The organism is Vibrio ishigakensis, from assembly GCF_024347675.1.
Classification (GTDB): Bacteria; Pseudomonadota; Gammaproteobacteria; order Enterobacterales; family Vibrionaceae; genus Vibrio; species Vibrio ishigakensis.
On the sequence record NZ_AP024881.1, the window covers coordinates 1,149,284 to 1,174,303 of the forward strand.

The 25,020-nt window shown below is 45.9% G+C and carries 23 protein-coding genes; 9 read left to right on the forward strand and 14 right to left on the reverse strand.

Annotation, left to right across the window (positions count from 1 at the left end; translation table 11 throughout):
- Positions 1–29: 29 nt before the first annotated feature.
- The 5 genes from xthA to dinG form a co-directional block, all read right to left on the reverse strand.
- On the reverse strand, positions 30–839 hold the full coding sequence (gene xthA, locus Pcarn_RS05140) for an exodeoxyribonuclease III (protein ID WP_261835316.1): 810 nt from the start codon (positions 837–839) through the stop codon (positions 30–32).
- Positions 840–908: 69 nt separating this feature from the next.
- Positions 909–1,079, reverse strand: coding sequence for a pleiotropic regulatory protein RsmS (gene rsmS / locus Pcarn_RS05145; RefSeq protein ID WP_261835317.1), 171 nt, complete (start codon positions 1,077–1,079; stop codon positions 909–911).
- Positions 1,079–1,627: a primosomal replication protein gene (locus Pcarn_RS05150; RefSeq protein WP_261835318.1), complete on the reverse strand. Its 549-nt coding sequence runs from the start codon at positions 1,625–1,627 to the stop codon at positions 1,079–1,081. Before Pcarn_RS05150 ends, rsmS begins: the two co-directional genes overlap by 1 nt.
- A gap of 9 nt (positions 1,628–1,636) precedes the next feature.
- On the reverse strand, positions 1,637–2,416 hold the full coding sequence (locus Pcarn_RS05155) for a sulfite exporter TauE/SafE family protein (protein ID WP_261835319.1): 780 nt from the start codon (positions 2,414–2,416) through the stop codon (positions 1,637–1,639).
- Between the two features lie 18 nt (positions 2,417–2,434).
- On the reverse strand, positions 2,435–4,504 hold the full coding sequence (gene dinG / locus Pcarn_RS05160; RefSeq protein WP_261835320.1) for an ATP-dependent DNA helicase DinG: 2,070 nt from the start codon (positions 4,502–4,504) through the stop codon (positions 2,435–2,437).
- 508 nt (positions 4,505–5,012) lie between these two features.
- Between dinG and Pcarn_RS05165 the strand changes: the two genes are divergently transcribed.
- From Pcarn_RS05165 to Pcarn_RS05175, 3 genes are all read left to right on the forward strand, one after another.
- Positions 5,013–6,044 carry a porin gene (locus Pcarn_RS05165; protein WP_261835321.1) on the forward strand — a complete coding sequence of 344 codons (1,032 nt, stop codon included), beginning with the start codon at positions 5,013–5,015 and terminating at the stop codon, positions 6,042–6,044.
- A gap of 371 nt (positions 6,045–6,415) precedes the next feature.
- Positions 6,416–7,864, forward strand: coding sequence for a glycogen synthase GlgA (gene glgA, locus Pcarn_RS05170; RefSeq protein ID WP_261835322.1), 1,449 nt, complete (start codon positions 6,416–6,418; stop codon positions 7,862–7,864).
- A gap of 159 nt (positions 7,865–8,023) precedes the next feature.
- Positions 8,024–8,845, forward strand: a complete 822-nt coding sequence (locus Pcarn_RS05175; protein ID WP_261835323.1) for a CPBP family intramembrane glutamic endopeptidase — start codon at positions 8,024–8,026, stop codon at positions 8,843–8,845.
- 32 nt (positions 8,846–8,877) lie between these two features.
- Here Pcarn_RS05175 and Pcarn_RS05180 read toward each other — a convergent pair whose 3' ends face one another.
- From Pcarn_RS05180 to mnmA, 4 genes are all read right to left on the reverse strand, one after another.
- A complete protein-coding gene (locus Pcarn_RS05180; protein ID WP_261835324.1) occupies positions 8,878–10,005 on the reverse strand; it encodes an AI-2E family transporter in 1,128 nt (375 codons plus the stop codon).
- Between the two features lie 148 nt (positions 10,006–10,153).
- The gene (purB, locus tag Pcarn_RS05185; protein WP_261835325.1) at positions 10,154–11,524 is read right to left on the reverse strand and encodes an adenylosuccinate lyase; all 1,371 of its coding nucleotides are present in this window, start codon (positions 11,522–11,524) and stop codon (positions 10,154–10,156) included.
- A gap of 143 nt (positions 11,525–11,667) precedes the next feature.
- Entirely contained in the window at positions 11,668–12,285 is a 618-nt protein-coding gene (hflD, locus tag Pcarn_RS05190) for a high frequency lysogenization protein HflD (RefSeq protein ID WP_261835326.1), read from the reverse strand.
- Between the two features lie 24 nt (positions 12,286–12,309).
- On the reverse strand, positions 12,310–13,434 hold the full coding sequence (gene mnmA / locus Pcarn_RS05195) for a tRNA 2-thiouridine(34) synthase MnmA (RefSeq protein ID WP_261835327.1): 1,125 nt from the start codon (positions 13,432–13,434) through the stop codon (positions 12,310–12,312).
- Positions 13,435–13,591: 157 nt separating this feature from the next.
- On the opposite strand from mnmA, the gene Pcarn_RS05200 reads away from it, so the two are divergent.
- Positions 13,592–13,855 carry a hypothetical protein gene (locus Pcarn_RS05200; RefSeq protein WP_261835328.1) on the forward strand — a complete coding sequence of 88 codons (264 nt, stop codon included), beginning with the start codon at positions 13,592–13,594 and terminating at the stop codon, positions 13,853–13,855.
- 36 nt (positions 13,856–13,891) lie between these two features.
- On the opposite strand, the gene Pcarn_RS05205 is transcribed toward Pcarn_RS05200, so the two are convergent.
- Positions 13,892–14,545, reverse strand: coding sequence for a pseudouridine synthase (locus Pcarn_RS05205; protein WP_261835329.1), 654 nt, complete (start codon positions 14,543–14,545; stop codon positions 13,892–13,894).
- Between the two features lie 342 nt (positions 14,546–14,887).
- Here Pcarn_RS05205 and Pcarn_RS05210 point away from each other — a divergent pair, with 342 nt between their 5' ends.
- Both Pcarn_RS05210 and Pcarn_RS05215 read left to right on the forward strand, forming a co-directional pair.
- Positions 14,888–17,119 (forward strand): NADP-dependent isocitrate dehydrogenase, encoded by a 2,232-nt coding sequence (locus Pcarn_RS05210; RefSeq protein ID WP_261835330.1) that lies wholly within the window; start codon positions 14,888–14,890, stop codon positions 17,117–17,119.
- Between the two features lie 267 nt (positions 17,120–17,386).
- Positions 17,387–17,692 (forward strand): hypothetical protein, encoded by a 306-nt coding sequence (locus Pcarn_RS05215; protein ID WP_261835331.1) that lies wholly within the window; start codon positions 17,387–17,389, stop codon positions 17,690–17,692.
- A gap of 50 nt (positions 17,693–17,742) precedes the next feature.
- Here the strand turns inward: Pcarn_RS05215 and Pcarn_RS05220 are convergent, their stop codons facing one another.
- Positions 17,743–19,167: a basic amino acid/polyamine antiporter gene (locus Pcarn_RS05220; protein ID WP_261835332.1), complete on the reverse strand. Its 1,425-nt coding sequence runs from the start codon at positions 19,165–19,167 to the stop codon at positions 17,743–17,745.
- Positions 19,168–19,462: 295 nt separating this feature from the next.
- Entirely contained in the window at positions 19,463–20,380 is a 918-nt protein-coding gene (locus Pcarn_RS05225; RefSeq protein ID WP_261835333.1) for a LysR family transcriptional regulator, read from the reverse strand.
- A gap of 157 nt (positions 20,381–20,537) precedes the next feature.
- Between Pcarn_RS05225 and Pcarn_RS05230 the strand changes: the two genes are divergently transcribed.
- On the forward strand, positions 20,538–21,344 hold the full coding sequence (locus Pcarn_RS05230; protein WP_261835334.1) for an alpha/beta fold hydrolase: 807 nt from the start codon (positions 20,538–20,540) through the stop codon (positions 21,342–21,344).
- Positions 21,345–21,385: 41 nt separating this feature from the next.
- On the opposite strand, the gene cspD is transcribed toward Pcarn_RS05230, so the two are convergent.
- Complete coding sequence (cspD, locus tag Pcarn_RS05235) at positions 21,386–21,607, reverse strand: cold shock domain-containing protein CspD (protein WP_261835335.1); 222 nt, start codon at positions 21,605–21,607, stop codon at positions 21,386–21,388.
- A 390-nt stretch (positions 21,608–21,997) separates the two neighbouring features.
- On the opposite strand from cspD, the gene clpS reads away from it, so the two are divergent.
- On the forward strand, positions 21,998–22,318 hold the full coding sequence (clpS, locus tag Pcarn_RS05240; RefSeq protein ID WP_261835336.1) for an ATP-dependent Clp protease adapter ClpS: 321 nt from the start codon (positions 21,998–22,000) through the stop codon (positions 22,316–22,318).
- A 61-nt stretch (positions 22,319–22,379) separates the two neighbouring features.
- Entirely contained in the window at positions 22,380–24,644 is a 2,265-nt protein-coding gene (clpA, locus tag Pcarn_RS05245) for an ATP-dependent Clp protease ATP-binding subunit ClpA (protein WP_261835337.1), read from the forward strand.
- A gap of 131 nt (positions 24,645–24,775) precedes the next feature.
- On the opposite strand, the gene infA is transcribed toward clpA, so the two are convergent.
- Positions 24,776–24,994: a translation initiation factor IF-1 gene (gene infA / locus Pcarn_RS05250; RefSeq protein ID WP_001040192.1), complete on the reverse strand. Its 219-nt coding sequence runs from the start codon at positions 24,992–24,994 to the stop codon at positions 24,776–24,778.
- Between the last annotated feature and the right edge of the window lie 26 nt (positions 24,995–25,020).

Below are 25,020 nucleotides of genomic sequence, written 5' to 3' on the forward strand. Positions count from 1 at the left end.
CTGACCCACTTGAGTCAGCTTTTTGCGTTTTAGCCCTTAAAGGTGCTCCAGATTGGCGCATGGTCTGAAGGCTTTTCGATGCCGCGCAGTTCGTAGTCAACATCAGACTCGATACACTTGGCGGCCAGTTTAGGCGTTGCCAAGATCACGTCGATTCGTAGGCCTCGATTGTCAACAAAGCCCTTAGAGCGATAGTCAAACCATGAGAAGCGATCGTTCACTTCTGGATGGATATTACGGAAGGTATCTTCAAAGCCCCAGTCGGTAAGTGTTTTCAACCACTCACGCTCTTCTGGCTGGAACGAACACTTGCCTGTTTTTAACCAGCGCTTGCGGTTTGGCTCACCGATGCCGATGTCATCATCAGTTGGGCTGATGTTGATATCACCCATAACAATAAGCTGTTCATCGTTGTTGTGATGATCGTTTAAGTAGGTCATCAAATCTTTGTAGAACTGGCGCTTATAAGGGAACTTGGTTTCGTGGGCGATATTGTCACCTTGCGGGAAATAACCGTTTAGAATCGTAACCGGTTCACCGTTCTCGTCTTTGACGGTTACCATGATCATGCGCTTTTGATGTTCTTCGTTGTCGGTAGGGAAGCCTTTAACAACGGAAAGAGGTTCTTTCTTACACAGCATAGCCACACCGTAGTGTGCTTTTTGACCGTGGTGATACACCTTGTAACCCATAGCTTCCACATCCTCTAGCGGGAAGGCTTCGTCGTGAACCTTGATCTCTTGCAGACCAATAACGTCAGGTTGGTGTTTGTCGATGATAGCTTGCAGTTGATGCAGACGCGCGCGCAAGCCATTAATGTTGAAGCTGATAACCTTCATAATATCCCTAGTGTTTGGTTACGTTAGCTTTATTCTAACCGCAAGCTTCCACTAGACCTATTTCAGATGTTAGCTATTTGTTTCGTTCGACTCTTTTTTGCGCAGTAGATCTTGTTTCACTATCTCAAGAGCAGAGAGAGCGGTGTCGGTATCGATTTCATTGCTTTCTAACAGGAAGATAAGGTCTACGGCAAGCTTGATATCAGCCGGTGCATTATCTAGCGGGTTATTATCGGACATTATTGATGCTGTTCTCTAAAGGTGATCTGTTTTTCTATTTTGATGATGGCCTGGCGACAGCGCTCAAGGCGTTGCTCAGTTTGAAGCACCGCTCGCTGCGCATTAGAACGGTTGAAACCTGCGGCTTGCTCCAAAGCTTTATGTTTGTCCAACACCATATCCATCAATCGTCGCTCCCACTCTTTGTGCTGGGATAGCTCTTGATATAGCTGACTGATAGGCTTGCGATAATAGCTAGAATGCTTGGGTTCGTCTTTTCTAAAGTGCGAAGTGGAGAGCTCACGCTGAATAGCGGAAACTTGTGCCAGTAGTCGCTCGGTTAGATACTCAGCCCGCTGAGCCGTCAGTAGTTTTTGTTGTTGCTCTCGTTCTATGGCACTGAAAGTGGCTGTGGCTTCCTCGACACATGGAGTCAAAAGTCTTGATCGGCAGGTAAACAGGCTTGAATCGAACAGAGGTAAGTGATGCTCACCACGCTGGCGATCGAGATGCGCTGCATCGAATTTCATCTGTTCAAGTTTTTGCTTTAGCTCTGAGAAACTCGCCATTGGGCTTCCTTATAGGGTGACGAACCAAGCATCGTACGCCAGTTTAACCGCCAGTACGCTTACTACGGTCACAAATACAGGGCGAATGAATTTAGCCCCGAAGCGTATTGCTGAGTGAGCGCCAATAAACGCTCCCAACATCAAGCATACACCCATAGTTAAGCCTAGCACCCAGTTAATATGACCAAGCAAAGCAAAGGTAACCAGAGAAGTAAGGTTACTGGTGAAGTTCATGGCCTTTGCTAGACCGGAGGCAAGCAAAATATTCAATCTGTGCAGTGCCATGCTACTTACGGTCCAGAATGCGCCTGTGCCTGGCCCTGCTACACCGTCATAAAAGCCTAGGGTAAGACCCTGACCAATCTGAGTATAGGTATGCTTGGCATTTGGTTCTGGCATCACATTGGTATTGGCGTGAGGCGTTTTATGAAAAATGGTGTAAAGGGCGGCGGCTAAGATCACCAGCGGCAGTACCTTTTCCAACCACTGGGTAGAGATAGCATCGACCACGAGAGTACCTAGGGTCGCACCTATCAAGGTTGCAGCGAAACAGGGCAGCCAAAGCCTTGGTTTAAATAGTTTCTTCTTGTAGTAGGTAAAAGCAGCCGTCGATGAGGCAAAGGTAGCCGCTAACTTATTTGTACCCAATGCAATATGCGGTGGAAGCCCCATTGAGAGAAGGGTAGGGACAGTAAGCATACCTCCACCTCCTGCAACGGCATCGATAAAGCCCGCTACGAAAGCGACGATTGCCAGCAGAAGCAACATGGAGGGTTCCAGATATTCCATCAGTATGTAATTACTCGATTATTCAATTCGTCTTTTAAAGGGAGGCAGTGAGTCGAGAAGCGCTTTACCGTAGCGCTTGGTCACTAGACGACGGTCAAAGATGACGACTCTACCAGAATCCTGCTCTTTTCGCAGTAGGCGGCCCACTGATTGAACCAGTTTTTTACTCGCCTCAGGCACAGTGATCTGCATAAAGGCATTTCCGCCTCTTTGCTCTATATATTCAGCGTGGGCTTCTTCAACTGGAGAAGTTGGCACAGCAAACGGGATTTTAGTGATTATCAGGTTCTCTAAAAGCTTTCCGGGCAAGTCCAAGCCCTCTGAGAAACTGCCAGTACCAAATAAGATACTGGTTTTACCTTTTTCTACCGTCTTTTTATGGTTGCTGATGATCTCTATACGTGAAGCATCGCCTTGCACCTGCAGGTACCAGCCCTTACGACGCAGTTTAGGCTCGAGTTTTTCAGCTACTTGATTCATCTGCCAATAAGAGGCGAACAGGACAAGGTTGGCTTTATCGGCTTCTAGCCAGTTAATCAACTCGTCGGCAAGGTAGTCTGTGAATTGAGGAGCTGCCGGCTCGTACTTAAGCTTTGGAACGATCAATTCTGCATTGTTTTGGTAATCAAATGGCGAGGCAAGTGCTAGGAACTGGGTTGCATCCTCTTTATCCATAGAGATACCACTTTCAAAACAGAAGTACTGAAAAGAGTTTAAGGCGCGTAATGTCGCGGATACGGCTACTGCACCGACACATTTTTGCCAAAGCTGCTTCTCTAGGTGTCTGCCAACCTCCAAGGGTGAGACGCTCACGATATAGTCGTTCTCTCTCTCTTTACTCACCTCAAACCAACGGGCGAGGGGAGCCCCTTTTTCTCTCGGTGGCTCGGCCATCAATGACCAAACCTTGGATAAATTTTCAAGACGTTGCAAAAAGAAGCCACTCTCAGCTAGAGCTGGCTCGGCCAATTTTGGTGATAGCTCGCCATCTTTTACACGCTCGCTAATAAGGTCGATAATCTTTGCCAGCGCTTGAGATGATTTCTGGGTGGTGGTCTTCAGTTCTTTACTGGTATTGACCAACCAATCTGGAAGTTCGCCGTTTTCAAATCGATAGGTGCCTTCCTTAAACTGGCTCGGGTCTAAAGTTCGGGCAACCTGCGTCAGGTTAGGTATGGTATCGGCAATAGAGGTTTGCAGTTCAGATTGAAAGCGGTCTACGCGTTTTGCTTCTGCTAGCGTGCTTATCTTTGCGACGCTCTTGTTGAGCGTCTCTAGCCACGCGGCCGCACCCTTCAGACTGGCTGATGCCGAAGCGTGGTCGCGGGCGACCTTAGGTAAATGGTGCGCTTCATCGAATACATAGATGGTCTGTTCTGGTTCAAACAGGATTACACCACCACCGAGATCTAAATCGGCCATGACAAGGCTGTGGTTGGCGATTACAACATCGGCTTTATCTAGCTCCGAGCGTGCTTTTTGAAATGGGCATCCCCTGTGTGCGGGAAGGCCATTATTGCAGCTGTGCTTGTCACTAACGATACTTTGCCAAACCTGATCTTTTATAGGCTTTGGCCAAGAATCTCTATCACCGTCCCATTTGTTGTCCGAAAGTGCCTTATACATGCGCTGTAGCAGGTCAATATCGCTCTTATTGGGCTTAGTTTCGAACATAGCTAGCTGCGAATCTTCTGCACCTGCTGCAATGGCTAATTTTTCAGCACAGCAATAGCGCTGACGCCCCTTAGCTAAAATGAAAGAAAATTCGAAGTCTACCAACCTACGATAGAGAGGAAGGTCTTTATTAATTAACTGCTCTTGCAGGGCTACTGTTGCGGTAGAAATAACCACTTTGCGGTTATTGAATTTAGCTACAGGAATCGCCGCCATGAGATAAGCCAAAGACTTACCAATCCCTGTACCGGCCTCGGCGACTATGGTTCTGCGACTTTTGTGATATTCACCACTCAGTGTCTTAGCAATTTCTGCAACTAGGTAGTTTTGAGCTCGACGTGGAATGAAGTTATCTAGCTGAGCGTGCAGATTTTTGTAGCTATTTCGTATGGCGTCTTGGATCTTTCGGTTCATGGTTTTGGGGTCTTTGAATGCTCGCTATAGGATACCACAGCTTTTTTAACTCGTTATAAATGAGTTGTAAGTCACACTTTAATTAAAAGATGACATTTAGCTCATAAAAAAATGAACTTTCTACCCTCTCTGCTGGGGTGGACATTTCTGTGGTTAATGGTTGGTTATTGCGCTTGATTGCTATATAAAAAACTATCCAATAGATATTTTTAGGTGTTTTATATTAATTTAATTGGTGTTTATCGAATGTTAACAAAAAGTTTTAGAATGGTGTTTATTTGTGATCTTAATCTTTTCAAAATATTTAAGTTATTGTTTTTATTACCTTTAATTGTTGTCAAACCTTGTAAATTGTAATGTTTGACAATGATTTAGGATTTTTGCAATCTGAGCTCGGGTTCAGAACACAACAAATCTCAAATAACTGTTTACTGAATCGTCATAAAAATAACTAAATACGAATCAACATTTTTAGGGTTCGAGTTTAACGAAAAGGATGTGAGTTAACATGAAAAAAACGCTATTAGCACTAGCAGTGGCAACAGTAGCTACTTCAGCAGGCGCAGCAGAAATCTATAAATCAGAAGACGGCAAAGTAGACTTTTACGGTCAACTACGTCAAGAACTTAAGTTCCTAGACAAAAATGACCATGATGCTGACCTAAGCTCTGGTTCATCACGTGCTGGTGTGAAAGGTAACTATGCAGTTTCTGACTCAGTAGACGTGATTGGTCTAGTAGAGTTTGGTCTGCGTGACAATTCTGATATGAATATCCGTAACCACTATATCGGTGCTGACACTGATTTCGGTACTATCAAGTTTGGTAAGCAGTGGACCACTTCGGATGACGTGTACGGTGCTGATTACTCTTACTTCTTTGGTGGCTCTGCGCTACGTTACTCAACACTTTCTGGCGCTCTGCACGATTCTCAAATCAAGTACAACTTTGATGGTGAAAACTTCTGGGTTAAAGGTGGCTGGGGTCTAAATGAAGGCGATTCTAACCAAGACCTTTACGAGTTGTATGTAGGTACTTCTTTCGGTGATCTAGGTCTTCACGTTGGTGGTGGTTACAACCGTGACCGTGCATTTATGCTTGAAGATGACCAAGGTAACGAGTTCGAAGCAGATCTATCTAATACATACGCAGAATTCACAGCTGAGTACGGAATTGGTGATCACCTAATTGGTTTCACTTACTACTGGGCTGAACTAGAAGCGAAAGCATCTGGTGACACTATCGATGAGAACGGTCTATCTTTCGCAGGTATTTTCCAAGCTACGGATAAAACTGCTCTATATGCTGGCTACGAATACACCATGCAAGAAGCAAAATCTATCGATGCTGACGAAGATGGTACAGTAATCTACGTAGGTGTTGAGCATAAGTTTAACTCTTGGGCTCGTGTATATGCTGAATACGGTTATGGCGACGGTACAACTCTTGGTTATAACAACCAAGGCCAAGACGCTCAAGTTGAGGCAACAACAGCAGACGGTGAAAGCAACTTTGCTATCGGTGCACGCTTCTACTGGTAATCCCAGTTAAAACAGATATTTTCCAATTTCCTAAACCCGGTGAGAGCCGGGTTTTTTTTCGTCTTTACATTTCAAATTCAATCATAACTCGTTGTTAATGTTCGTTTTTTATATTTATTTATGTCTCGAGTAGGCCAAAGATAGCTAGAAAGTACCTTGATATTCTTCACTATCTAAAAGAAATAGAAACTAAAGTCATGATGTCTTTATCAGACCAATCGCGAGTTTTTGTTACTTTCCGTTTTCAATTGCAGGATCTGTTTAAAATTTATGATAAAGTTGAGTACAAATAACTCTAACTAACTCATAGCATAAGAAGCCCGCCAAGTAAGGCATCAGGGCTCGAACAAATAAATAGGATCTTTCCAAAAATGTCACAATTAAAAGTTTGGTTTACAGTTTCTGAAGCTGAAGGATTAATCAAGAGTGGCGGCTTGGCCGATGTTGGTAAGGCGCTACCCAAGGCACTTCAGAATTCTGGCTTGAATGTCGCTATCGCTATTCCAGGTTACACGAAGCTACCGAATCTCAGCAGCGCTCCAGTTGTATTAGAAACCCGTCTTGAACATTGGCCTCATACACCTTATCAAGTGCGCAAGCTTGAGCTTGATGGTGTACCCGTTTATTCCTTTGAATGTGAACAGTATTTTGATCGCCCAGAGATGTATGCAGAGCGCAACCAAGCCTATGCAGACAACGGTGAGCGTTTCGCCTTCTTTGCGGCAGCTAGCCTAGATGCACTTCCGAAACTGAGCTTCCAACCAGATGTGATTCATGCCAACGACTGGCACACAGGTTTAGTACCATTCCTTCTAAAGACCCGTTTTGCAGGTAGCGAGTTCTTCGCAGGAACTAAGAGCGTTATCACTATTCACAACGCACTATTCAAAGGCGTATTCCCACTAAATGAAGTGCCGAATATCCCAGAGCTTAAAGAAGCGCCAGCACACACGGTTAACTATGGTCACGACTGCATCAGCACACTACGTGCAGGTATTCACTATGCAGACAAGATAAATGCAGTAAGTCCTAACTATGCAGAAGAGCTGAAGACCCCACTTGGCTCTCACGGTCTAGTAAATGACTTCCTTGCTCGCTCTGACGATTTCTCAGGTATCGTAAATGGCTGTGACTACAGTGAGTGGGACCCGGCAATTGACCAATACCTTGCTAAGAAGTACAAGCCAACTAAAGCAAGCATCAAGTCTGGTAAAGCAGGCAACAAAGCAGCTCTTCAAGAGCTTGTAGAGCTTCCAGTGGCGAAGGTGCCTGTGTTTGGTATGGTATGTCGTCTGACGCATCAGAAAGGCTTCCACTATCTTCTGCCTATCCTAGAGAAGTTCCTCCACAACGATGTACAGCTTGTGATTGTAGGTACTGGCGATCCAGATATCGCAGCTCAACTGCATGAAGTGGCAGAGCAGTATGATAACAAGTTTGCTTTTGTTGAAGCGTACGACAACAAGCTAGCTCACCTAGTAGAAGCAGGTGCAGACTTCTTCCTAATGCCATCTGAGTTTGAGGCCTGTGGTCTTAACCAGATCTATTCAATGGCTTATGGCACGCTACCTATCGTTCGTGCAGTGGGCGGCCTGAAGGATACAGTAAACGACTACGATACAGACCCGTCAATCGCGACTGGTTTTGCGTTTACTGAACCAACAGCATCAGATCTGCTGACTATCATGCAGCGCGCCCTTATCTTGTACCTGCAAAATCCTGCTGAATTCTCGGCACTGCAGTTACGCGCGATGAAGCAAGACTTTGGTTGGAATATCGCAGCTGAAAGCTATATCGAGATGTATCAAAAGGCACGATAAGCCACTGATAAATCGATAATAAATACTAAAGCCTGATTTGGAATTATCCGAGTCAGGCTTTTTTCTTGCAAAAACGGTATTTAACTTTGAAACCTCTTTTCGTTCAAACGCTTGGGAAATAGGTGATATGAACCTAATCTATGCGCAAAGGAGCAAGATATGGATTCATCAAAGCGCTACGCTATCGTTTTTATCGTTCTGGTTATGGGAATAACCTGGGCGTTTAATCTTTATATATTTAAACATCAAACCCATTTATCCATGTATACATTAAGCATGATTATTCCGGGTATTGTCGCACTCTTTCTAAACGCATTTCGCTATCGAAGTTTTAAGGGCATAACTGCGCCTTTCTCACGTCGTCTAAGTATTAAAATTCTTGGATTCTCCGTAGGCTATCCAGTCATTTTTATTACGCTACTCGCGGCCCTTGATGTGGTGTGTTTTATCGGCACCATAGATCATCACAGGCTTGAGACCATGCAGTGGTTGCCACCATTGTCCGTGGCTATGACAGGCTTTCTTGTGGTCTGCGCTGAAGAGTACGGATGGAGGGGTTTCTTGCTCCCAAATATTGCATCGGGATTTGGTGAGCTATTTGCCACAGTTGCTGTTGGGATTGTTTGGGCGGTTTGGCATATTCCAGCTGTGTTATTCTTGGCCAAACTTACCCAGGTGGGGAATGTATATACCTTGGTTGGCGTGCAGGTAGTGGCAATGTTTGTTTTCTCACTGCCTTTTGCTTACTGCTATTTTAAGTCGGGCAGTATCATCCCTCCGATATTGTTTCACTTCGTGTGGAATTATTATAATCCCTTGGTGCTAGGCAGTATTTACAATAACCGTCACGGTATTATTGATGGTGAGATCTTGTATATCAATGGGGAAGGGGTCGCAGGCATATTGCTTGGTTCACTATTTTTATTGTGGTTTATTCGCAGGTTGCAAAACCACAATCTAAGGCCGGTCTATTCCGTATAAAACAAGGGCTGGATTTCTCCAGCCCTTACTTATTATTTCGCCTCTTCTTCAGCGGTATTCGTTTCTATGGTTTCGGCAACCTTTTGGTTTTCTGCCTCTACCCACTTCATAAACACTTGATAGCCAGCGGTGAGGAAGGCCGCGCCGATAAACATCCCCAAGATGCCTCCTGACATCATACCGCCAAGGGCACCGATAAGTACCACAGGCATAGGCACATCTAAGCCTCTACCGAGCACCATAGGTTTCAGCACATTGTCCACTAGACTAGAGGCAATGATCAGAATAGAGAAGATGACGTTGTGTACAGTGCCTGAGTCCCCTGTTGACCAAAGCAGACCCACAGCGATAAGCGCGACGATAGTCACCGGCACCTGAGCGATAGCAAACACAAGGGCGATTACGGTAAGTAGCGCCGCCATTGGAACACCGGCAAAAGCGACGATGGCGCCGAATATCATGGCAGTGAGGAAGGCAATACCTATAATGCCTATCGCCACCTGACGGATAGTTGCAGTAGTAAGGTCGTGGAGTTCTGGTCCTTTATTTTCATCGGAGAAGGTAATAAAGATGCGCCTGATGGAGACCTTGGCCTCTTCCGCCCATGCGAGCATTACGCCAGCAAGGATCACAGCACCGATGAGCAGGAACACGCCACGTGCGGTATTGCTTGCCTTATCCACCATAAACTCTGAGATGCTCTTTAGTTGAGGCTGTCGTGTTTCAACGAACTTAGGCAAGTTGTTAGCTGCCTCATTCCAAGCGGTATAGCTTTTTTCACCGATCAAAGGCCAGCTTTTGACGTTTTGAGACGGCGCTGGAATGACGAGCGTACCATCTTGATAGGCCTGATAGGTATCCATAGTCTTTGTGGCAAAGGAGTTACCCACAAGGGTTACAGGTGTGCCAAGAATAAGCACCCCAACCAAGGCGATGACGGTGGATGCTTTAGTTGCGGATAGCCCGAATTTTCTTTCCATAAACTGCCTAATTGGAAACAAGGCAATAGCCAGTACCAGAGCCCAAAGCAGGATAGGTAGGAAAGGGGCGAAGGCCAACCAACACACGATTACGGTAAAGCTGATGGTGGAAAATCGGATTAGCGCGGAAGTGAAAGCTTCGGTCAAAACCTTCTTCAGATTGCCTTTATCATTACTCACTTTTTAGTCCCTTAAATGTGAAAGTAAACTACTGATTACTAACAACTATAGTTGAGTTTTACTACTTGGTGGGATCGTTTGGTTTAAAAGTAAGCAGATACAAAAAAGGCTACCCATTTAGGTAGCCTTTGAATCATTTAAAGAGTGATTACAGCTTGTCAGTCAGCTCGATTGCTTGACCGATGTAGTTTGCTGGAGTCATCTCTTTTAGACGCGCTTTTTCAGCTTCTGGAAGCTCTAGGCCGTCGATGAAGTTACGCATAGCTTCACCGTCAACACGCTTACCACGAGTTAGCTCTTTTAGCTTCTCGTATGGCTTCTCGATGCCATAGCGACGCATAACCGTTTGTACAGGCTCAGCTAGAACTTCCCAGTTTTGGTCTAGTTCAGCAAGTAGTGCTTCACGGTTAACTTCAAGCTTGCTGATACCCTTCAGAGTTGAAGTGTATGCGATGATTGCATAGCCAACACCCACACCTAAGTTACGAAGAACCGTAGAGTCGGTTAGGTCACGCTGCCAGCGAGAGATAGGCAGTTTTTGTGCTAGGTGGCTAAATACTGCGTTCGCTAGACCTAGGTTACCTTCCGAGTTTTCAAAGTCGATTGGGTTAACCTTGTGCGGCATAGTTGAAGAACCGATTTCACCAGCGATAGTCTTCTGCTTGAAGTGACCTAGTGCGATGTAGCCCCAAACGTCACGGTCGAAGTCGATAAGGATGGTGTTGAAACGCGCGATAGCATCGAATAGTTCAGCGATGTAATCGTGTGGTTCGATCTGAGTTGTGTAAGGGTTCCAAGTAACGCCTAGAGATTCAGTGATGAACTCTTCAGAGAACTTGTGCCAGTCAAGAGTAGGGTAAGCTGATAGGTGAGCGTTGTAGTTACCTACTGCGCCGTTGATCTTACCTAGGATCTCAACGTTTTCGATCTGCTTGTATTGACGCTCCATGCGGTATGCAACGTTCGCCATCTCTTTACCCATGGTAGAAGGAGATGCTGGCTGACCGTGAGTACGAGATAGAAGTGGGATATCACGATACTCAACTGCTAGTGCTTTGATAGCGTCGATGATGTTTTTGATTTCAGGAAGAATCACAGTCTCACGAGCTTCTTTAAGCATTAGAGCGTGAGAAGTGTTGTTGATGTCTTCTGAAGTACAAGCGAAGTGGATGAACTCGTTTACAGCGTGCAGTTCAGGAACGCCCGCTACTTTCTCTTTCAGGAAGTACTCAACCGCTTTAACGTCGTGGTTGGTAGTACGCTCAATCTCTTTGATGCGAGCTGCGTCTTCTTCGTTGAAGTTAGCTGCTACGTCATCTAGGAATTGATTTGCTTCAGCGCTAAATGCAGGTACCTCTGCGATTTCCGCAGTAGCCGCTAGTTTTTGCAACCAACGGATTTCAACGATAGTACGGTACTTTAGGAGGCCATACTCACTAAAGATGCTACGTAGTGCGATGGTTTTGCTTCCGTAACGGCCGTCTACTGGTGAAACAGCAGTCAATGCTGACAGTTCCATGATTTTCTCCTGAATTGAGTTTTTCAAATTTTGTGGGGTTTATACCAGTAACAAGCGCGGTTGTCACTAATATTGCGCAATCGTTTGCGTTAAATTTCTTTTCGCCAAAAAAATAAGCTCGCGACAAGGCGCGAGCTGACTTTTTAGATTCGAGCGAGCAGGATTTCTGCCTGCTCAACCATCTTCTTACGGCTGAAGATAAGATGGCGACGCTTACCACCTACCTGACGCCACAGAACGGCGCTTCGGATGCCTGCAAGGAGCAGAGCGCGAACCTTAGCCTGTACCCCAGTTTGCTGAAGCATAGCTGGGTTACCGGTTACTTGGATGCGTGGGCCGATAGGGCTGATAACGTCTAGGTAGATGCTCGCAAGGTTGCTTACCATCTGCTCATCGAACAGGTCGAAGTGATCCGACTGACGCTCTGCAAGGCGAATGCGATCCGCAAGCTGAGACATAGCATCAGGGCGCTGGCTTAGCTTACGCTCTAGCGCCATAAGGCTGATGATATAGCGAGTCAGGTCATTGCCTGTTGCTGAGCTATCGATGTTGCGTGATAGGGTCTCAAGACCAAGCTTAAGCTCACGCTCATGACCGAACACTGCCAAAGTATTGGCAGGGTTCATATTGATGATAGAGCTGATAGAGGTTTCAAACGCGGCCGAGTCACAATTTCCGGTTTGTGCCACCTTTTGAACTAGGGCAACAGCTTGGCAGATGCCGGCAAAAGCGATGGTACGGTCATAGTTTGTGTTTGCCACTTAAGAACTCCTATCTTCTATTTATTAGATTCGCTTTTCGATGATACCGCCGCCTAGGCACACATCATCTTTATAAAATACCGCAGATTGACCTGGGGTGACCGCTACTTGCGGCTCATCAAAGATAACCTTGATGTTCTCGTCATCTACCGGAATGATGGTACATGGAATATCTTGCTGACGGTAGCGAGTTTTCACTGAGCATTTCATTGGCTCACGGATAGGTGTTCTGTCTACCCAGTGAAGCTGAGATGCTAGTAAGCCTTCCGATTTTAGCAAAGGATGGTCCGCACCTTGAACTGCGATAAGCACGTTACGCTTTAGGTCTTTCTCGGCAACATACCAAGCTGCTTCGTTACCGCCGCCGCCTTTTTGGCCACCGATGTGAAGACCCTTACGCTGGCCTAGGGTGTGATACATCAGACCCATGTGCTCGCCAATCTCTTTACCCTCAGGGGTCTCGATTTTACCCGGCTGCGCTGGCAAATAGCGAGAAAGAAAATCTGTAAATTTGCGCTCACCGATAAAACAGATACCGGTTGAGTCTTTTTTCTTCGCAGTGATCAGGTCTTGCTCTTCTGCAATGCGGCGTACTTCTGGTTTTTCCAGTTCGCCAACAGGGAATAGGCTACGAGCCACTTGATCAGAGCTTAGCGTATATAGGAAGTAGCTCTGGTCTTTATTGCCATCAAGGCCACGAAGCATCTGTGGCTTAACGCCTGCTTCAAGCTCCTCTTGCGTTGGGAAGGTGCGACGCACGTAATGACCCATAGCAATGTAGTCAGCATCAAGCACTTCATCCGCGTACTCTAGGAACGCCTTGAACTTAATTTCTTTGTTACAAAGGATGTCTGGGTTTGGCGTACGACCTGCCTTGTATTCTTCAAGGAAGTATTCAAATACGTTGTCCCAGTATTCAGCAGCGAAATTGATCTTATGCAGGTGGATGCCAAGCTTGTCGCACACCGCTTGCGCATCGGCAAGGTCTTCGGCTGCAGTACAATACTCTTCGTTGTCGTCCTCTTCCCAGTTCTTCATGAACAGGCCTTCTACCTGATAACCTTGCTGAAGAAGCAGGTAAGCAGAAACCGAGGAATCAACCCCACCGGACATACCGACGATAACTTTCTTTTGGCTGTTGTCAGACATTCACATAACACCACTGAATAAACACGGAGACGGATTCTAACAGAAACAAATTGGGTGTAACAGGTGTGAGAGCCAAATCACATTTTTATATTTGTCGAAATTTGTATGCGAGTTGATCAATAATAGCCTCAACACTAATGAGAGCTAGTTGAAAACCATGACAGAACAAAACGAAACCGAACAGCAAATCATTGAAATTGTTGAAAATCAGATTGAATCTGGCGAACCTAAAAAGGTAACTGAAACCCTAATGCGCCTGATGATGACAGGTAACAGCCGTGAAGATTCCATCGCACTTATTGGCTGTGCTCTGGGTATTGAGTTGTTTGATGTAGTGAACAACGGCGCTGAGTTTAATCAAAAACGTTATGCTGAGCATCTAGACCGACTGCCTGATCTTGGTTTTATGGAAGGCGAATAACCGAAATGAAAAATCGAGCCGAAGGGCTCGATTTTTTTATGCTTTGACCTCTTTCCAATCACCATTTGGCAGATCGTCAAGGCGGTAGTTTCCGATCGAGTAACGGATCAGGCGCAGGGTAGGGAAACCGATATTGGCGGTCATGCGGCGCACCTGACGGTTTCGACCCTCTATGATGGTGATTGAAAGCCAGGTCGTTGGGATAGCGGCGCGAAATCTTACAGGCGGGTTTCTATCCCACACCTGTGGCGCTTCCATTACTTCTACCTTAGCGGGCAGCGTCATACCGTCTTTTAGCTCGACCCCACTTCTGAGCTTATCCAAGTCTTCTTCTGAAGGTGCCCCCTCTACCTGAACCCAGTAGGTCTTTGGAGACTTAGAATTTGGCTGGGTAAGCTTGGCTTGCAAGATGCCGTCATTGGTTAGTAACAATAATCCTTCACTGTCTCTATCGAGGCGACCGGCTGCATAGACATCCTTGACGTTAACAAAGTCGGCTAGGGTTTTGCGACCATCGCCGTCGGTAAACTGGCTGAGGACATCGAACGGTTTGTTAAACAAGATGACCTTTCTGTCTTCTGGCGCAACTCTTGGTTTCTTGGCTTGAGACGGGCGTTTTCGGCCAGTAGAAGGTCGCTTGGAAAAGGGCTTTTTAAACGCTCTTGCTCCAGTGCGAGGTTTTTGAGACATGTTAACTACCTTGCAATTTTGTAAACAAACTGTGCGCTAAGTTTCTCTCAAATCGGGATTTGCTTTATGATACGCGCAGCACTATTCATCTTAATCAAAAACGTTTGAGATTGATATTAGGCTTGAGTTTTTGTTAGCTTAAGGATGCTTTTCAAACAAAAGTGCTAATTTAATCAGCGCCTTAGTGCGCTTGATTTAATACTTGAGCCCATTAACGAGGTCAACAGACCCGAATAAGACACAACATAATTATCGCAAGATGCGATTTATCAACACGAACGATCTCTAGGCAGGCCCTTTGCTTTGCCAAGTGACGAGAAATTATAAATATAGGGAAATTTCATGTCTGATCAAAAGCCCACTATTATCTACACCATTACAGACGAGGCCCCAGCGCTAGCGACTTACTCGCTTCTGCCAATGATCCAATCTTTCACCGCATCTAGTGGTATCGCTGTCGATACTCGAGACATATCTCTTGCGGGTCGTATCATTGCTAACTTCGCTGAGTACCTAAAGCCTGAGCAACGTATTGGTGATGCACTGTCCGAGCTAGGTGAGCTGGCTAAAACTCCAGAAGCGAACATCATTAAGCTTCCTAACATCTCAGCGTCTATTCCTCAGCTAAAAGCAGCCATTGCAGAGCTTCAAGCGAAAGGTTATGACCTACCGAACTACCCAGAAGAGCCAAGCTCTGATGAAGAGAAAGCTATCCAGTCTATCTATGACAAGATCAAGGGTAGTGCAGTAAACCCAGTGCTTCGTGAAGGTAACTCTGACCGTCGTGCTCCAGCATCAGTTAAGAACTACGCTAAGAAAAACCCACACTCAATGGGTAAGTGGGAGTCGAACTCTCAGTCTCACGTATCTAGCATGCAAGACAGCGATTTCTTCGGCAGTGAAAAATCGACCACAATCAGTGGCGAAACTTCCGTTCGCATCGAACTTCGCGGCGCGGATGGCAGTGTTGAAACGCTAAAATCTGAGTTCCCTCTTCAAGACAAAGAAATCATCGATACGGCTGTAATGAACAAGAAGGCGCTAGTAGCATTCTTTGAACAGCAAATCGAAGATGCAAAACAAAATGACGTGCTGCTTTCTCTGCACATGAAAGCGACCATGATGAAGGTTTCTGACCCAGTTATCTTTGGTCACGCGGTTAAGGTTTACTACAAAGACGTATTCGAGAAACACGGTGAAGTGTTCGAGCAGCTTGGTGTTGATGTGAACAACGGCATCGGTGATGTGTACGCCAAGATTGAATCTCTGCCAGCTGAGCAAAAAGCAAAGATCATTGCAGATCTAGAGGCTGTATATGAGACTCGTCCTGCACTGGCTATGGTGGATTCAGACCGTGGCATCACTAACCTGCACGTACCATCGGATGTAATTGTTGATGCATCTATGCCAGCAATGATCCGCTCTTCAGGTCAAATGTGGGGTCCAGATGGTAAGCAGAAAGACACTAAGGCGATGATCCCAGACCGTAGCTATGCAGGTGTTTACCAAGCTGTTATCGAGTTCTGTAAAGAGCACGGCGCATTCGACCCAACCACTATGGGTAGTGTGCCAAATGTTGGTCTAATGGCTCAAAAAGCGGAAGAGTACGGCTCGCACGATAAGACATTTATCCTATCTAAAGCAGGTACCGTAGCCGTTGTTGATGCAAGTGGCGCAGTGCTTCTAGAGCAAAGCGTTGAGGAAGGCGATATCTTCCGTATGTGTCAGGTTAAAGATGCACCAATCCAAGATTGGGTGAAGCTTGCGGTGAACCGTTCTCGTCTGTCTGATACGCCAGCAGTATTCTGGCTTGACGCAAACCGTGCACACGATGCTCAGCTTATCAAGAAGGTAGAAGAGTATCTTCCTCAGCACGATACTGACGGTCTAGATATTCGTATCCTATCGCCAGTAGACGCAACGTTATTCTCAGTAGAGCGTATCGCTAAGGGTCAAGACACTATCTCAGTAACAGGTAACGTACTTCGTGACTACCTAACGGATCTTTTCCCAATCTTAGAGCTTGGTACTTCAGCTAAGATGCTGTCTATCGTTCCGCTGATGAATGGTGGTGGCCTGTTTGAAACCGGTGCTGGTGGCTCTGCGCCTAAGCACGTTCAACAGGTAGAGAAAGAGAACCACCTACGTTGGGATTCCCTAGGTGAGTTCCTAGCACTAGCAGCATCTCTTGAGCACCTGAGTGAAGTTACTGGTAATGCGAAGGCTAAGGTTCTAGCAAGCACTCTTGATGCTGCAACGGGTCGCTTCCTTGATGAGAACAAGTCACCATCACGCCGTGTGAACGAGCTAGATAACCGTGGCAGTCACTACTATCTAGCTAGCTTCTGGGCAGAGGCGCTATCTCTTCAGAATAAAGACGCGGAACTTGCAGCTCAGTTTGAACCTGTAGCTAAAGCGCTACGCGATAGTGAAGCAACTATCGTTGCTGAACTGAATGGCGCTCAAGGTGTAGCGGGTGAGCTTGGTGGTTACTACGCACCTCAAGATGAGCTGGCATCGAAACTGATGCGTCCAAGTGCAACCTTGAATGCGATTATCGATGCGCTAGCATAATCGTTTAGTAAAACTAGAGAGCCCGAGGAGAGATCCTCGGGCTTTTTTTGTTCGCAAACTAGGCGAGTTTTGCTTGCTTGGTATCCAAGTTCGACTGTTGCCGTTATGTTGCACAAAGTTATGCATGATGTTTAACTGAGATCTAGATCACCTAAATGCACTCATAAAGCTCTCATAAACCATCAAAAGTGTGAATGAGTACATAGTTAAAGTTTAATTGTATTATTATAATTCTTTTCTGTTTTATAGCCTTGGGTGGAGAAGAGTTTGTCTTGGTCCGTATTTTCTGATGTGTTGAGTGTGCTTTTGTTGGTGGTGCTAGCCGTAGCTATGCTGCGTTCCATGCAATCACTGAAAGAAGTGATTGCACACGCGCAAAGAAATGATGGTGACGATGAGCTTATTCGCAAAAACCTAGCGCGCCTTAGCATGAACCGATTTGTGGTGGTGCTGACCATAGGCACGATCGCGGTAAAGACCGCGTTGATACTCGGAGCGATCCTTGATTTTGATTCTATAGACAAGCGGGGTCTGTTGGATGACTCGGTTGTGCAGTATGTCGATGTTCAATAAAGAACAACAAAGGGTAGTCAATTGACTACCCTTTGTTTTATCTGCTGATGTTAGGCTTGAAGCTGTCCGGTAAACAGTAGGTAAACCGAAACTAGCGCTAGCAAAATCAAAATCAGTTCAATCCACTTATCTGACTTTGAGTAGATCATCTCACCCGCCTTAATACGTGATGCGTGGGTGTAGCGGAAAAACGGAATACCGGTTGCGTATAGGATGGTTGCTAAAAGTTGGTACTCAAGACCCGCAGCGGTGATCAGCCATAGGCAGAATAGAGCAGCGATACCCGATAAAATCACATAGCCATTGTTGCGCGTTTTTAGACCCAACTCTTTATAGTTGATTGAGATCTTAAGTAGATACAAACAGCTTAATAGATAACAAGGCAACACTATGACCGACGCAATGTTGATGGCCGCAAGGTAAACGTTCTCGAACATTACTACCATTAGCACGCACACCTGCATGAATGAGGTAGACACGTTCAGCGCCATCACTGGGGCTTCATTCTTGTTGGTGCGAGCAAAGAATTTCGGGAATTCGCCAACTTTGCCCGCTTCGTAAGGCACTTCTGCTACCAACATGGTCCAAGCGACCAATGCGCCAAATACAGAGATAAGCACACAGATGTTCACGAGTAGGCGACCATGAGGGCCAATCGCGGCTTCAAGTAGTGAGGCCGCTGACGGGTTAGATAGCTGTGCCAGTTCCGATTGAGGCAAGATGCCGAAGGAGAGAACTGAGATCAGCGTATACATGGTTATGGCAACTAAGAAGCCAATCAGGGTTGCTTTACCTACATCGGATTTCTTACGTGCTCGGCCAGATAGAACAACGGCACCCTCGATACCCACGAAACACCAAAGAGTAACCATCATGGTGCTCTGGATCTGATCCACAACTGGACCTAGGTCATTCTCTACACCCCAAACATCCACTGATAGCATGTCGCTATCAAAGCTGTATAGAACGATACCGATAATGATTACCAATCCTGCCAGTTTCATTATGGTTGAGATGATGTTGATGAAAGACGAACTGCCGGTACCGCGAAGGGCAATCGCATTCATACCCCAAAGAAGAGCAGAGCACAGAATAACGGTTTCGATACCGTGGTTTAAAAGGGCAGGGAAGAAGAGACCCAGTGAATCATTGATCATTACTGCAAGGGCAACGTTGCCCATACAGGTCATCAACCAGTAGCCCCATGCTGAATGGAAACCTATGTACTCGCCAAAACCTGCTTTTGCGTAAGAGAAGATGCCAGAGTTAAGGTGGGGTTTATGCTCAGCAAGGATCTTAAAGGTTTGCACTAGCAGTAGCATGCCGATACCTGTGATAAGCCAAGCTAGGCCCACCGCACCGATGGAGGCTTGCTCAGCCATGTTCTGTGGAATGCTGAATATGCCACTGCCTATCATAGAGCTGAATACGATAGCGATAAGGCCGATTAGACCTACTGTGTTTTTATTGCTCATTGGATCTATTTAACCGTTAGCGAAGCAAAGTTCTGATTTACTTCGAAATTTACTCGGCCAAGTCCTTCTAGCCATAAAACGTGCATATTTATCTGCAAAGATTTTCCTGCATGCACAATAGGGCGAGCGATTATATAGATTTGCGAAATGCTTGAATATTAAGTTGTGCAACAAACTATTATTGCATGTTTGATCTACCTCATAAGAACGGTTGTTTAGCCAAAGAAAAAGGCCTTTTCGACGAAGATAAAAAACTTTAGTTAATTCTTAGATATGGATAGCACAGCACAATTATTCAGATTATTTGCTTAGCCTTTAACTCTTTTAGTAAAGCATCAGTGTTGGTTTGAAGCATGTCGCGGATAAGACGGGCAGCGGGTGTAATGGACTGACGGCTCGGGAAAATGAGCCACAGCTCCGTTTGCTCGGCTTGGTATCCTTTGAGTAGCCTTTTTACTTTCCCGCTCAACAGATCTTGGGACATGTCTAGGCAAGACTTAAGCGCTATGCCCTTACCTGCCACACACCATCGCCTGACTAGATCGCCATCGTTGCTGGCCCGCTCTCCACTTATCTTTACTTTGAACTGCTGTTTACCTTTACGGAATTGCCAAGTGCTATGTAGGATGTCGTAAAGCTGATACAAGAGACCCTGATGACTTACCAAATCGTTCGGATGTTTGGGAGAGCCAGCGTGCGCGAGATATTCGGGAGAGGCACATAAAACTCTAGGCACATCGCAGATCTTAAAACCATAAACATTGGCATCATTAGGTGAGCCGTAGCGCAGGGCAATATCGATGGAGTCGCGATAGAAGTCCACATTGCTATCGGTGATGTTAACCCTCAGCTTGAGATTGGGGTGCTTGTCCATGATCTCATCAAGCCAAGGCGTGACTACGTTTCGTCCTAAGTCCGATGAAAGAGCGATGCGAATATCTCCATCTATGATATCCAGATCATCCTTCATACTTTGTCTGGCTTTGTCCAGCATGGCCATAGCCTGCTCGCATTGAGGTAGATACTTCTCTCCAGATGTTGAGAGCCGCAACTGCCTAGTGGTGCGGGTAAACAATTCAAAACCAAGGGACTTTTCCACTCGCTTGACCGCAGCGCTGGCGGTAGCGGTTCTCATATCAAGTTCAATCGCTGCGGCAGTAATACTGCGACACTCAGCCACCTTAATGACTACCTTCAAGTCTTCTAATAACACGTTAATTCTCAATAAATTTTTGATAATTATTGGTAGATATAGCGTAGAGCTCAAGTGGTTAACAAACTGAAAAGTAAGTTTTATGCATCGGCTTGCAAAAGGTGATAAAGTGGTCAAACCACTACAAATGAAGACTGAATAGGAGAACCTAAAAACCATGAAGTGGATGTTATCGCTGTCGCTTTGTTTACTCCTTGTTGGGTGTACTAAATCTGATCCCAATGCTTATTCTTCATTTGACCCGCAAAACCACAATCAGCAAGTGATCATTGTCCATGGTCTGGCACGCAGTGCATCCTCGATGGAAGATATGTCGGACATGGTTAAACAGCGCGGTTATCGTGTCTGTGTTGTGGATTATCCAACCCTAGTGAGCAATGTGGATAAAACTCTAGAGCAGAGCTCTACGCAGATAGACGAGTGCGTGACCAAGTTTGAGCACAAACTTAGTGAAGAGCATGAGACCGGAACTATCCACTTTGTAGGTCACTCTCTAGGCGGGTTAGTTATTCGTTCATATCTGGCTGACCATCAAGAGCTGGTTAAGTCAGATACTATGGGCAAGGTGGTGTTTGTGGGAACGCCAAATCACGGTAGCGATGTGGCAGACTTCTTCTCTAGTATCTGGCTGTTGCCACTAGCGGGTGATACTGCCAAGTCTTTGACTACTGACCAAAACAGCTTGCCAAACACTCTCCCTGAGCCTGATTACGACTTTGGCGTAATCGCAGGCACAGACAGCTACCCAATCCTTAAGTACATGTTTGATAATGATAACGACGGCTTGGTGTCAGTAAATTCGACTCGATTGCCGGGAATGCAGGATTTTATAGAGGTGGATATCAAGCACGATAGTTTGCGCAGTGACCCTTATGTCACTCAGCTTATCGTGAACTATCTCTCTCAAGGTAAGTTTGCCAACGTGGATGTGGACGAGAACAATCCGGAATTGAACAGACAATAAAAAAAGAGGCCTTTTGGCCTCTTTCGAAATATGTTGCGGAATTATTTCGACGCATCAGTTTCAATGGGGACGACGGCACTGGCGTGGTAGCCTTTAGGCCCTTGTTCTACTTCATAGGTTACGGTTTGTCCCGCCTTCAACGTGCGGTAGCCATCCATCTGGATGGTGGAATAGTGTGCGAACACATCTCCGTCTTCGCCTTCAGGGCAGATAAACCCAAACCCTTTGGCGTTGTTAAACCATTTAACTGTACCTGTTGCCATGCTTTACATCCTTTTGCATTAATTACTTGCTATGCGTTTTTGACCCTTGTGGTCTGATGTCTGAATAGAAAACCACTGCTTTCGCTTTTCTACGCAGACAATAATCAAATTTAGACAAAGAACGACTTTCGTCAATAAATTTGCAATTATTATTTAACCGAATCATAACCACACAGGTGGGGTAGTACAATCATTCACCATATATAAGAACGGTGTTCAGTAAGAAGGGTGATGTATGCCTGATTTTTAGGCATTTGAGTCAGTAAATTTCACCGATTATATCGATAGCAATCTTTTATTTGCAGGGATACAATTGGTCTATTAGTCTCTTAAGTAGTGGGAAAAATTTCTGCTGCTAAGGTAATTGTTTTTTCTACATAAGTCGTATAAATGAGTAAATTTTTTGAATGGGTGACTCCAGACTCTGACTTGCTGGAGAAGGAAAAAACTGAGGTAAAACCGCCACCTATGTATCACGTTATGCTAAATAACGATGATTACACCCCGATGGATTTCGTTGTAGAGATTCTCGAGCGTTTCTTTGGCATGGACGAAGACAAAGCGACGCAAACCATGCTACAGGTGCACTATCAAGGGAAAGCACGCTGCGGCACTTTCACCGCCGAGGTCGCTGAGACCAAAGTGGCGCAAGTGACAGCCTACTCAAAGGAATGCGAGCACCCATTGCTTTGCACTATGGAAAGAGCATAGTCATAGCCAACTGGTCATAAAGAATTGGCATGGCTGTTTTAGATGTTTATGGGAGGCCTGTATGCTAAACAAAGAACTTGAATCCAGTTTGAACAATGCGTTCGCGCAAGCTCGCGATAAACGCCATGAGTTTATGACAGTCGAGCATTTACTCTTGGCTCTACTCGACAATCAGTCGGCGCAGGACGCATTAAAGGCTTGTGGCGCTAACCTCGATGTTATCCGTCAAGAGCTAGATGTCTTTATCGAACAAACCACTCCCTTGATCGCGGTGGATGACACCACTCGCGAGACTCAACCAACACTCAGTTTCCAGCGCGTTCTGCAACGCGCAGTGTTCCACGTACAATCCTCTGGTCGCAATGAAGTCTCAGGCGCAAATGTGCTAGTGGCAATCTTCAGCGAACAGGAATCTCATGCAGCGTATCTTCTGAAGAAGAACGATGTAAGCCGCCTAGATATCGTTAACTACATCTCTCACGGCATCACCAAGACGCCAAAAGATGAGCCTTCTGAGCTATTTGGTAATACCGAAGCAGCAGAAGAGGTTAATCAAGAAGACAAGCTAGAAAACTTTGCAACCAACCTGAACGCGGTTGCTCGCGCGGGCAAGATTGACCCGTTAATTGGTCGTGACCAAGAGCTTGAGCGCACCATCCAAGTGCTGTGCCGTCGCCGTAAGAACAACCCGCTTCTAGTAGGTGAGGCTGGTGTTGGTAAAACCGCAATCGCTGAGGGTCTTGCATGGCGTATCGTTGAAGGTGACGTACCTGAGGTTATCGCTAACAGCGTTATCTACTCTCTAGATATCGGTTCGCTTCTTGCGGGCACTAAATATCGTGGTGACTTCGAGAAGCGCTTTAAGAACATCCTAAAGCAGCTAGAGAAAGAAGAAGATGCGGTGCTATTTATCGATGAGATCCACACCATCATCGGTGCGGGTGCGGCCTCTGGTGGTCAAGTCGATGCGGCTAACCTGATCAAGCCACTTCTTAGCAGCGGTAAACTGCGTTGCATCGGCTCAACGACCTATCAAGAATACAGCACCATTTTCGAGAAAGAGCGTGCACTGTCTCGCCGTTTCCAAAAGATCGATGTGGTAGAGCCTTCTCTAGATGACACCACTAAAATCTTGATGGGTCTGAAATCTAAATATGAGCAGCACCACGAGGTGCGTTACACCAACAAAGCGCTGCGCGCCGCGGTAGAGCTTTCTGCCAAATACATCAATGAGCGTCATCTGCCAGACAAAGCGATCGACGTTATCGATGAAGCGGGTGCTAAAAGCCGTTTAGTTCCAACCAGTCGCCGTAAGAAGACTGTGGGCGTAGGTGATATCGAGGCCATGGTGGCTAAGATGGCGCGTATCCCTGAAAAATCGGTTTCTTCTTCAGACAAAGATATCCTGCAAAAACTGGATAGCAAGATGAAGTTGCTGGTGTTCGGTCAAGACCAAGCTATCGATGTGTTGAGTGAATCTATCAAGCTGTCTCGCGCGGGTCTTGGCGCGGAGAATAAACCAGTGGGTTCATTCCTGTTCGCAGGTCCTACAGGTGTGGGTAAAACAGAGGTAACGGTTCAGCTATCTAAACTAATGGGTATTGAACTTCTGCGATTTGATATGTCTGAATATGGCGAACGCCACTCAATTTCACGTTTGATTGGTGCGCCTCCAGGTTATGTAGGATATGACCAAGGCGGTCTGTTGACCGATGCGGTAATCAAGCATCCTCATTCGGTTGTACTGTTGGATGAGATCGAGAAAGCTCACCCAGATATCTTTAACCTGCTACTTCAGGTAATGGATAACGGCACCCTAACGGACAACAACGGCCGTAAAGCGGATTTCCGTAATGTTATCCTAGTGATGACCACAAACGCCGGTGTGGTTGAGACTGAGAAGCAATCTATAGGTCTTATTCAGCAAGATCATGCACCAGATGCGATGGCAGCAATTAAAAAGGTATTTACCCCAGAGTTTAGAAACCGTCTAGACAACATCATCTGGTTTAATAGTCTAGATGAACATGTAATCCATCAGGTAGTGGATAAGTTCATTGTTGAGCTTCAGGCGCAGCTGGATTCACGTGGTGTGTCTCTAGAGGTAAGCGAGGATGCTCGTCACTGGTTGGCCGTTAAAGGCTATGACAAGGCGATGGGCGCGCGTCCAATGTCTCGCGTCATCCAAGAGAACCTTAAGAAACCATTGGCAAATGAATTACTGTTTGGCTCGCTAGTCAACGGTGGTTCGGTTGTGGTGAATCTTGAGGGTGAAGAGCTGAAATTCCAGTATCTTGGCACTGAAGAAGAAGCACTTAATCACTAAGAAACAGAGCGGGGCAAGAGCCTCGCTTTTTTTGTCTTTAAATTCTCGAAGGCAGAAACGCAAAAAACGGAGCATTAAGCTCCGTTTTTTGTGCTCATCGCAAATCCAAGCAAGCCTGGATTTTAAGAATATTAACGAGCGCGGAAGACGATGCGGCCTTTGCTTAGGTCGTATGGAGTCATCTCTACAGTCACTTTGTCACCCGTTAGGATACGGATGTAGTTTTTGCGCATCTTACCAGAGATGTGCGCAGTCACAACGTGACCGTTTTCTAGTTCAACGCGGAACATAGTGTTTGGTAGAGTGTCTAGGACAGTGCCTTGCATCTCAATTACGTCTTCTTTAGCCATTTAATCCTCTTTGAAATTGGACAATT

Excerpts from the sequence above, each read along its gene's own strand:
- xthA (WP_261835316.1), bottom strand. The coding sequence starts at position 839 with ATGAAGGTTATCAGCTTCAACATTAATGGCTTGCGCGCGCGTCTGCAT.
- rsmS (WP_261835317.1), bottom strand. The coding sequence starts at position 1,079 with ATGTCCGATAATAACCCGCTAGATAATGCACCGGCTGATATCAAGCTT.
- Pcarn_RS05150 (WP_261835318.1), bottom strand. The coding sequence starts at position 1,627 with ATGGCGAGTTTCTCAGAGCTAAAGCAAAAACTTGAACAGATGAAATTC.
- Pcarn_RS05155 (WP_261835319.1), bottom strand. The coding sequence starts at position 2,416 with ATGGAATATCTGGAACCCTCCATGTTGCTTCTGCTGGCAATCGTCGCT.
- dinG (WP_261835320.1), bottom strand. The coding sequence starts at position 4,504 with ATGAACCGAAAGATCCAAGACGCCATACGAAATAGCTACAAAAATCTG.
- Pcarn_RS05165 (WP_261835321.1), top strand. The coding sequence starts at position 5,013 with ATGAAAAAAACGCTATTAGCACTAGCAGTGGCAACAGTAGCTACTTCA.
- glgA (WP_261835322.1), top strand. The coding sequence starts at position 6,416 with ATGTCACAATTAAAAGTTTGGTTTACAGTTTCTGAAGCTGAAGGATTA.
- Pcarn_RS05175 (WP_261835323.1), top strand. The coding sequence starts at position 8,024 with ATGGATTCATCAAAGCGCTACGCTATCGTTTTTATCGTTCTGGTTATG.
- purB (WP_261835325.1), bottom strand. The coding sequence starts at position 11,524 with ATGGAACTGTCAGCATTGACTGCTGTTTCACCAGTAGACGGCCGTTAC.
- mnmA (WP_261835327.1), bottom strand. The coding sequence starts at position 13,434 with ATGTCTGACAACAGCCAAAAGAAAGTTATCGTCGGTATGTCCGGTGGG.
- Pcarn_RS05200 (WP_261835328.1), top strand. The coding sequence starts at position 13,592 with ATGACAGAACAAAACGAAACCGAACAGCAAATCATTGAAATTGTTGAA.
- Pcarn_RS05205 (WP_261835329.1), bottom strand. The coding sequence starts at position 14,545 with ATGTCTCAAAAACCTCGCACTGGAGCAAGAGCGTTTAAAAAGCCCTTT.
- Pcarn_RS05210 (WP_261835330.1), top strand. The coding sequence starts at position 14,888 with ATGTCTGATCAAAAGCCCACTATTATCTACACCATTACAGACGAGGCC.
- Pcarn_RS05220 (WP_261835332.1), bottom strand. The coding sequence starts at position 19,167 with ATGAGCAATAAAAACACAGTAGGTCTAATCGGCCTTATCGCTATCGTA.
- Pcarn_RS05230 (WP_261835334.1), top strand. The coding sequence starts at position 20,538 with ATGAAGTGGATGTTATCGCTGTCGCTTTGTTTACTCCTTGTTGGGTGT.
- cspD (WP_261835335.1), bottom strand. The coding sequence starts at position 21,607 with ATGGCAACAGGTACAGTTAAATGGTTTAACAACGCCAAAGGGTTTGGG.
- clpS (WP_261835336.1), top strand. The coding sequence starts at position 21,998 with ATGAGTAAATTTTTTGAATGGGTGACTCCAGACTCTGACTTGCTGGAG.
- clpA (WP_261835337.1), top strand. The coding sequence starts at position 22,380 with ATGCTAAACAAAGAACTTGAATCCAGTTTGAACAATGCGTTCGCGCAA.
- infA (WP_001040192.1), bottom strand. The coding sequence starts at position 24,994 with ATGGCTAAAGAAGACGTAATTGAGATGCAAGGCACTGTCCTAGACACT.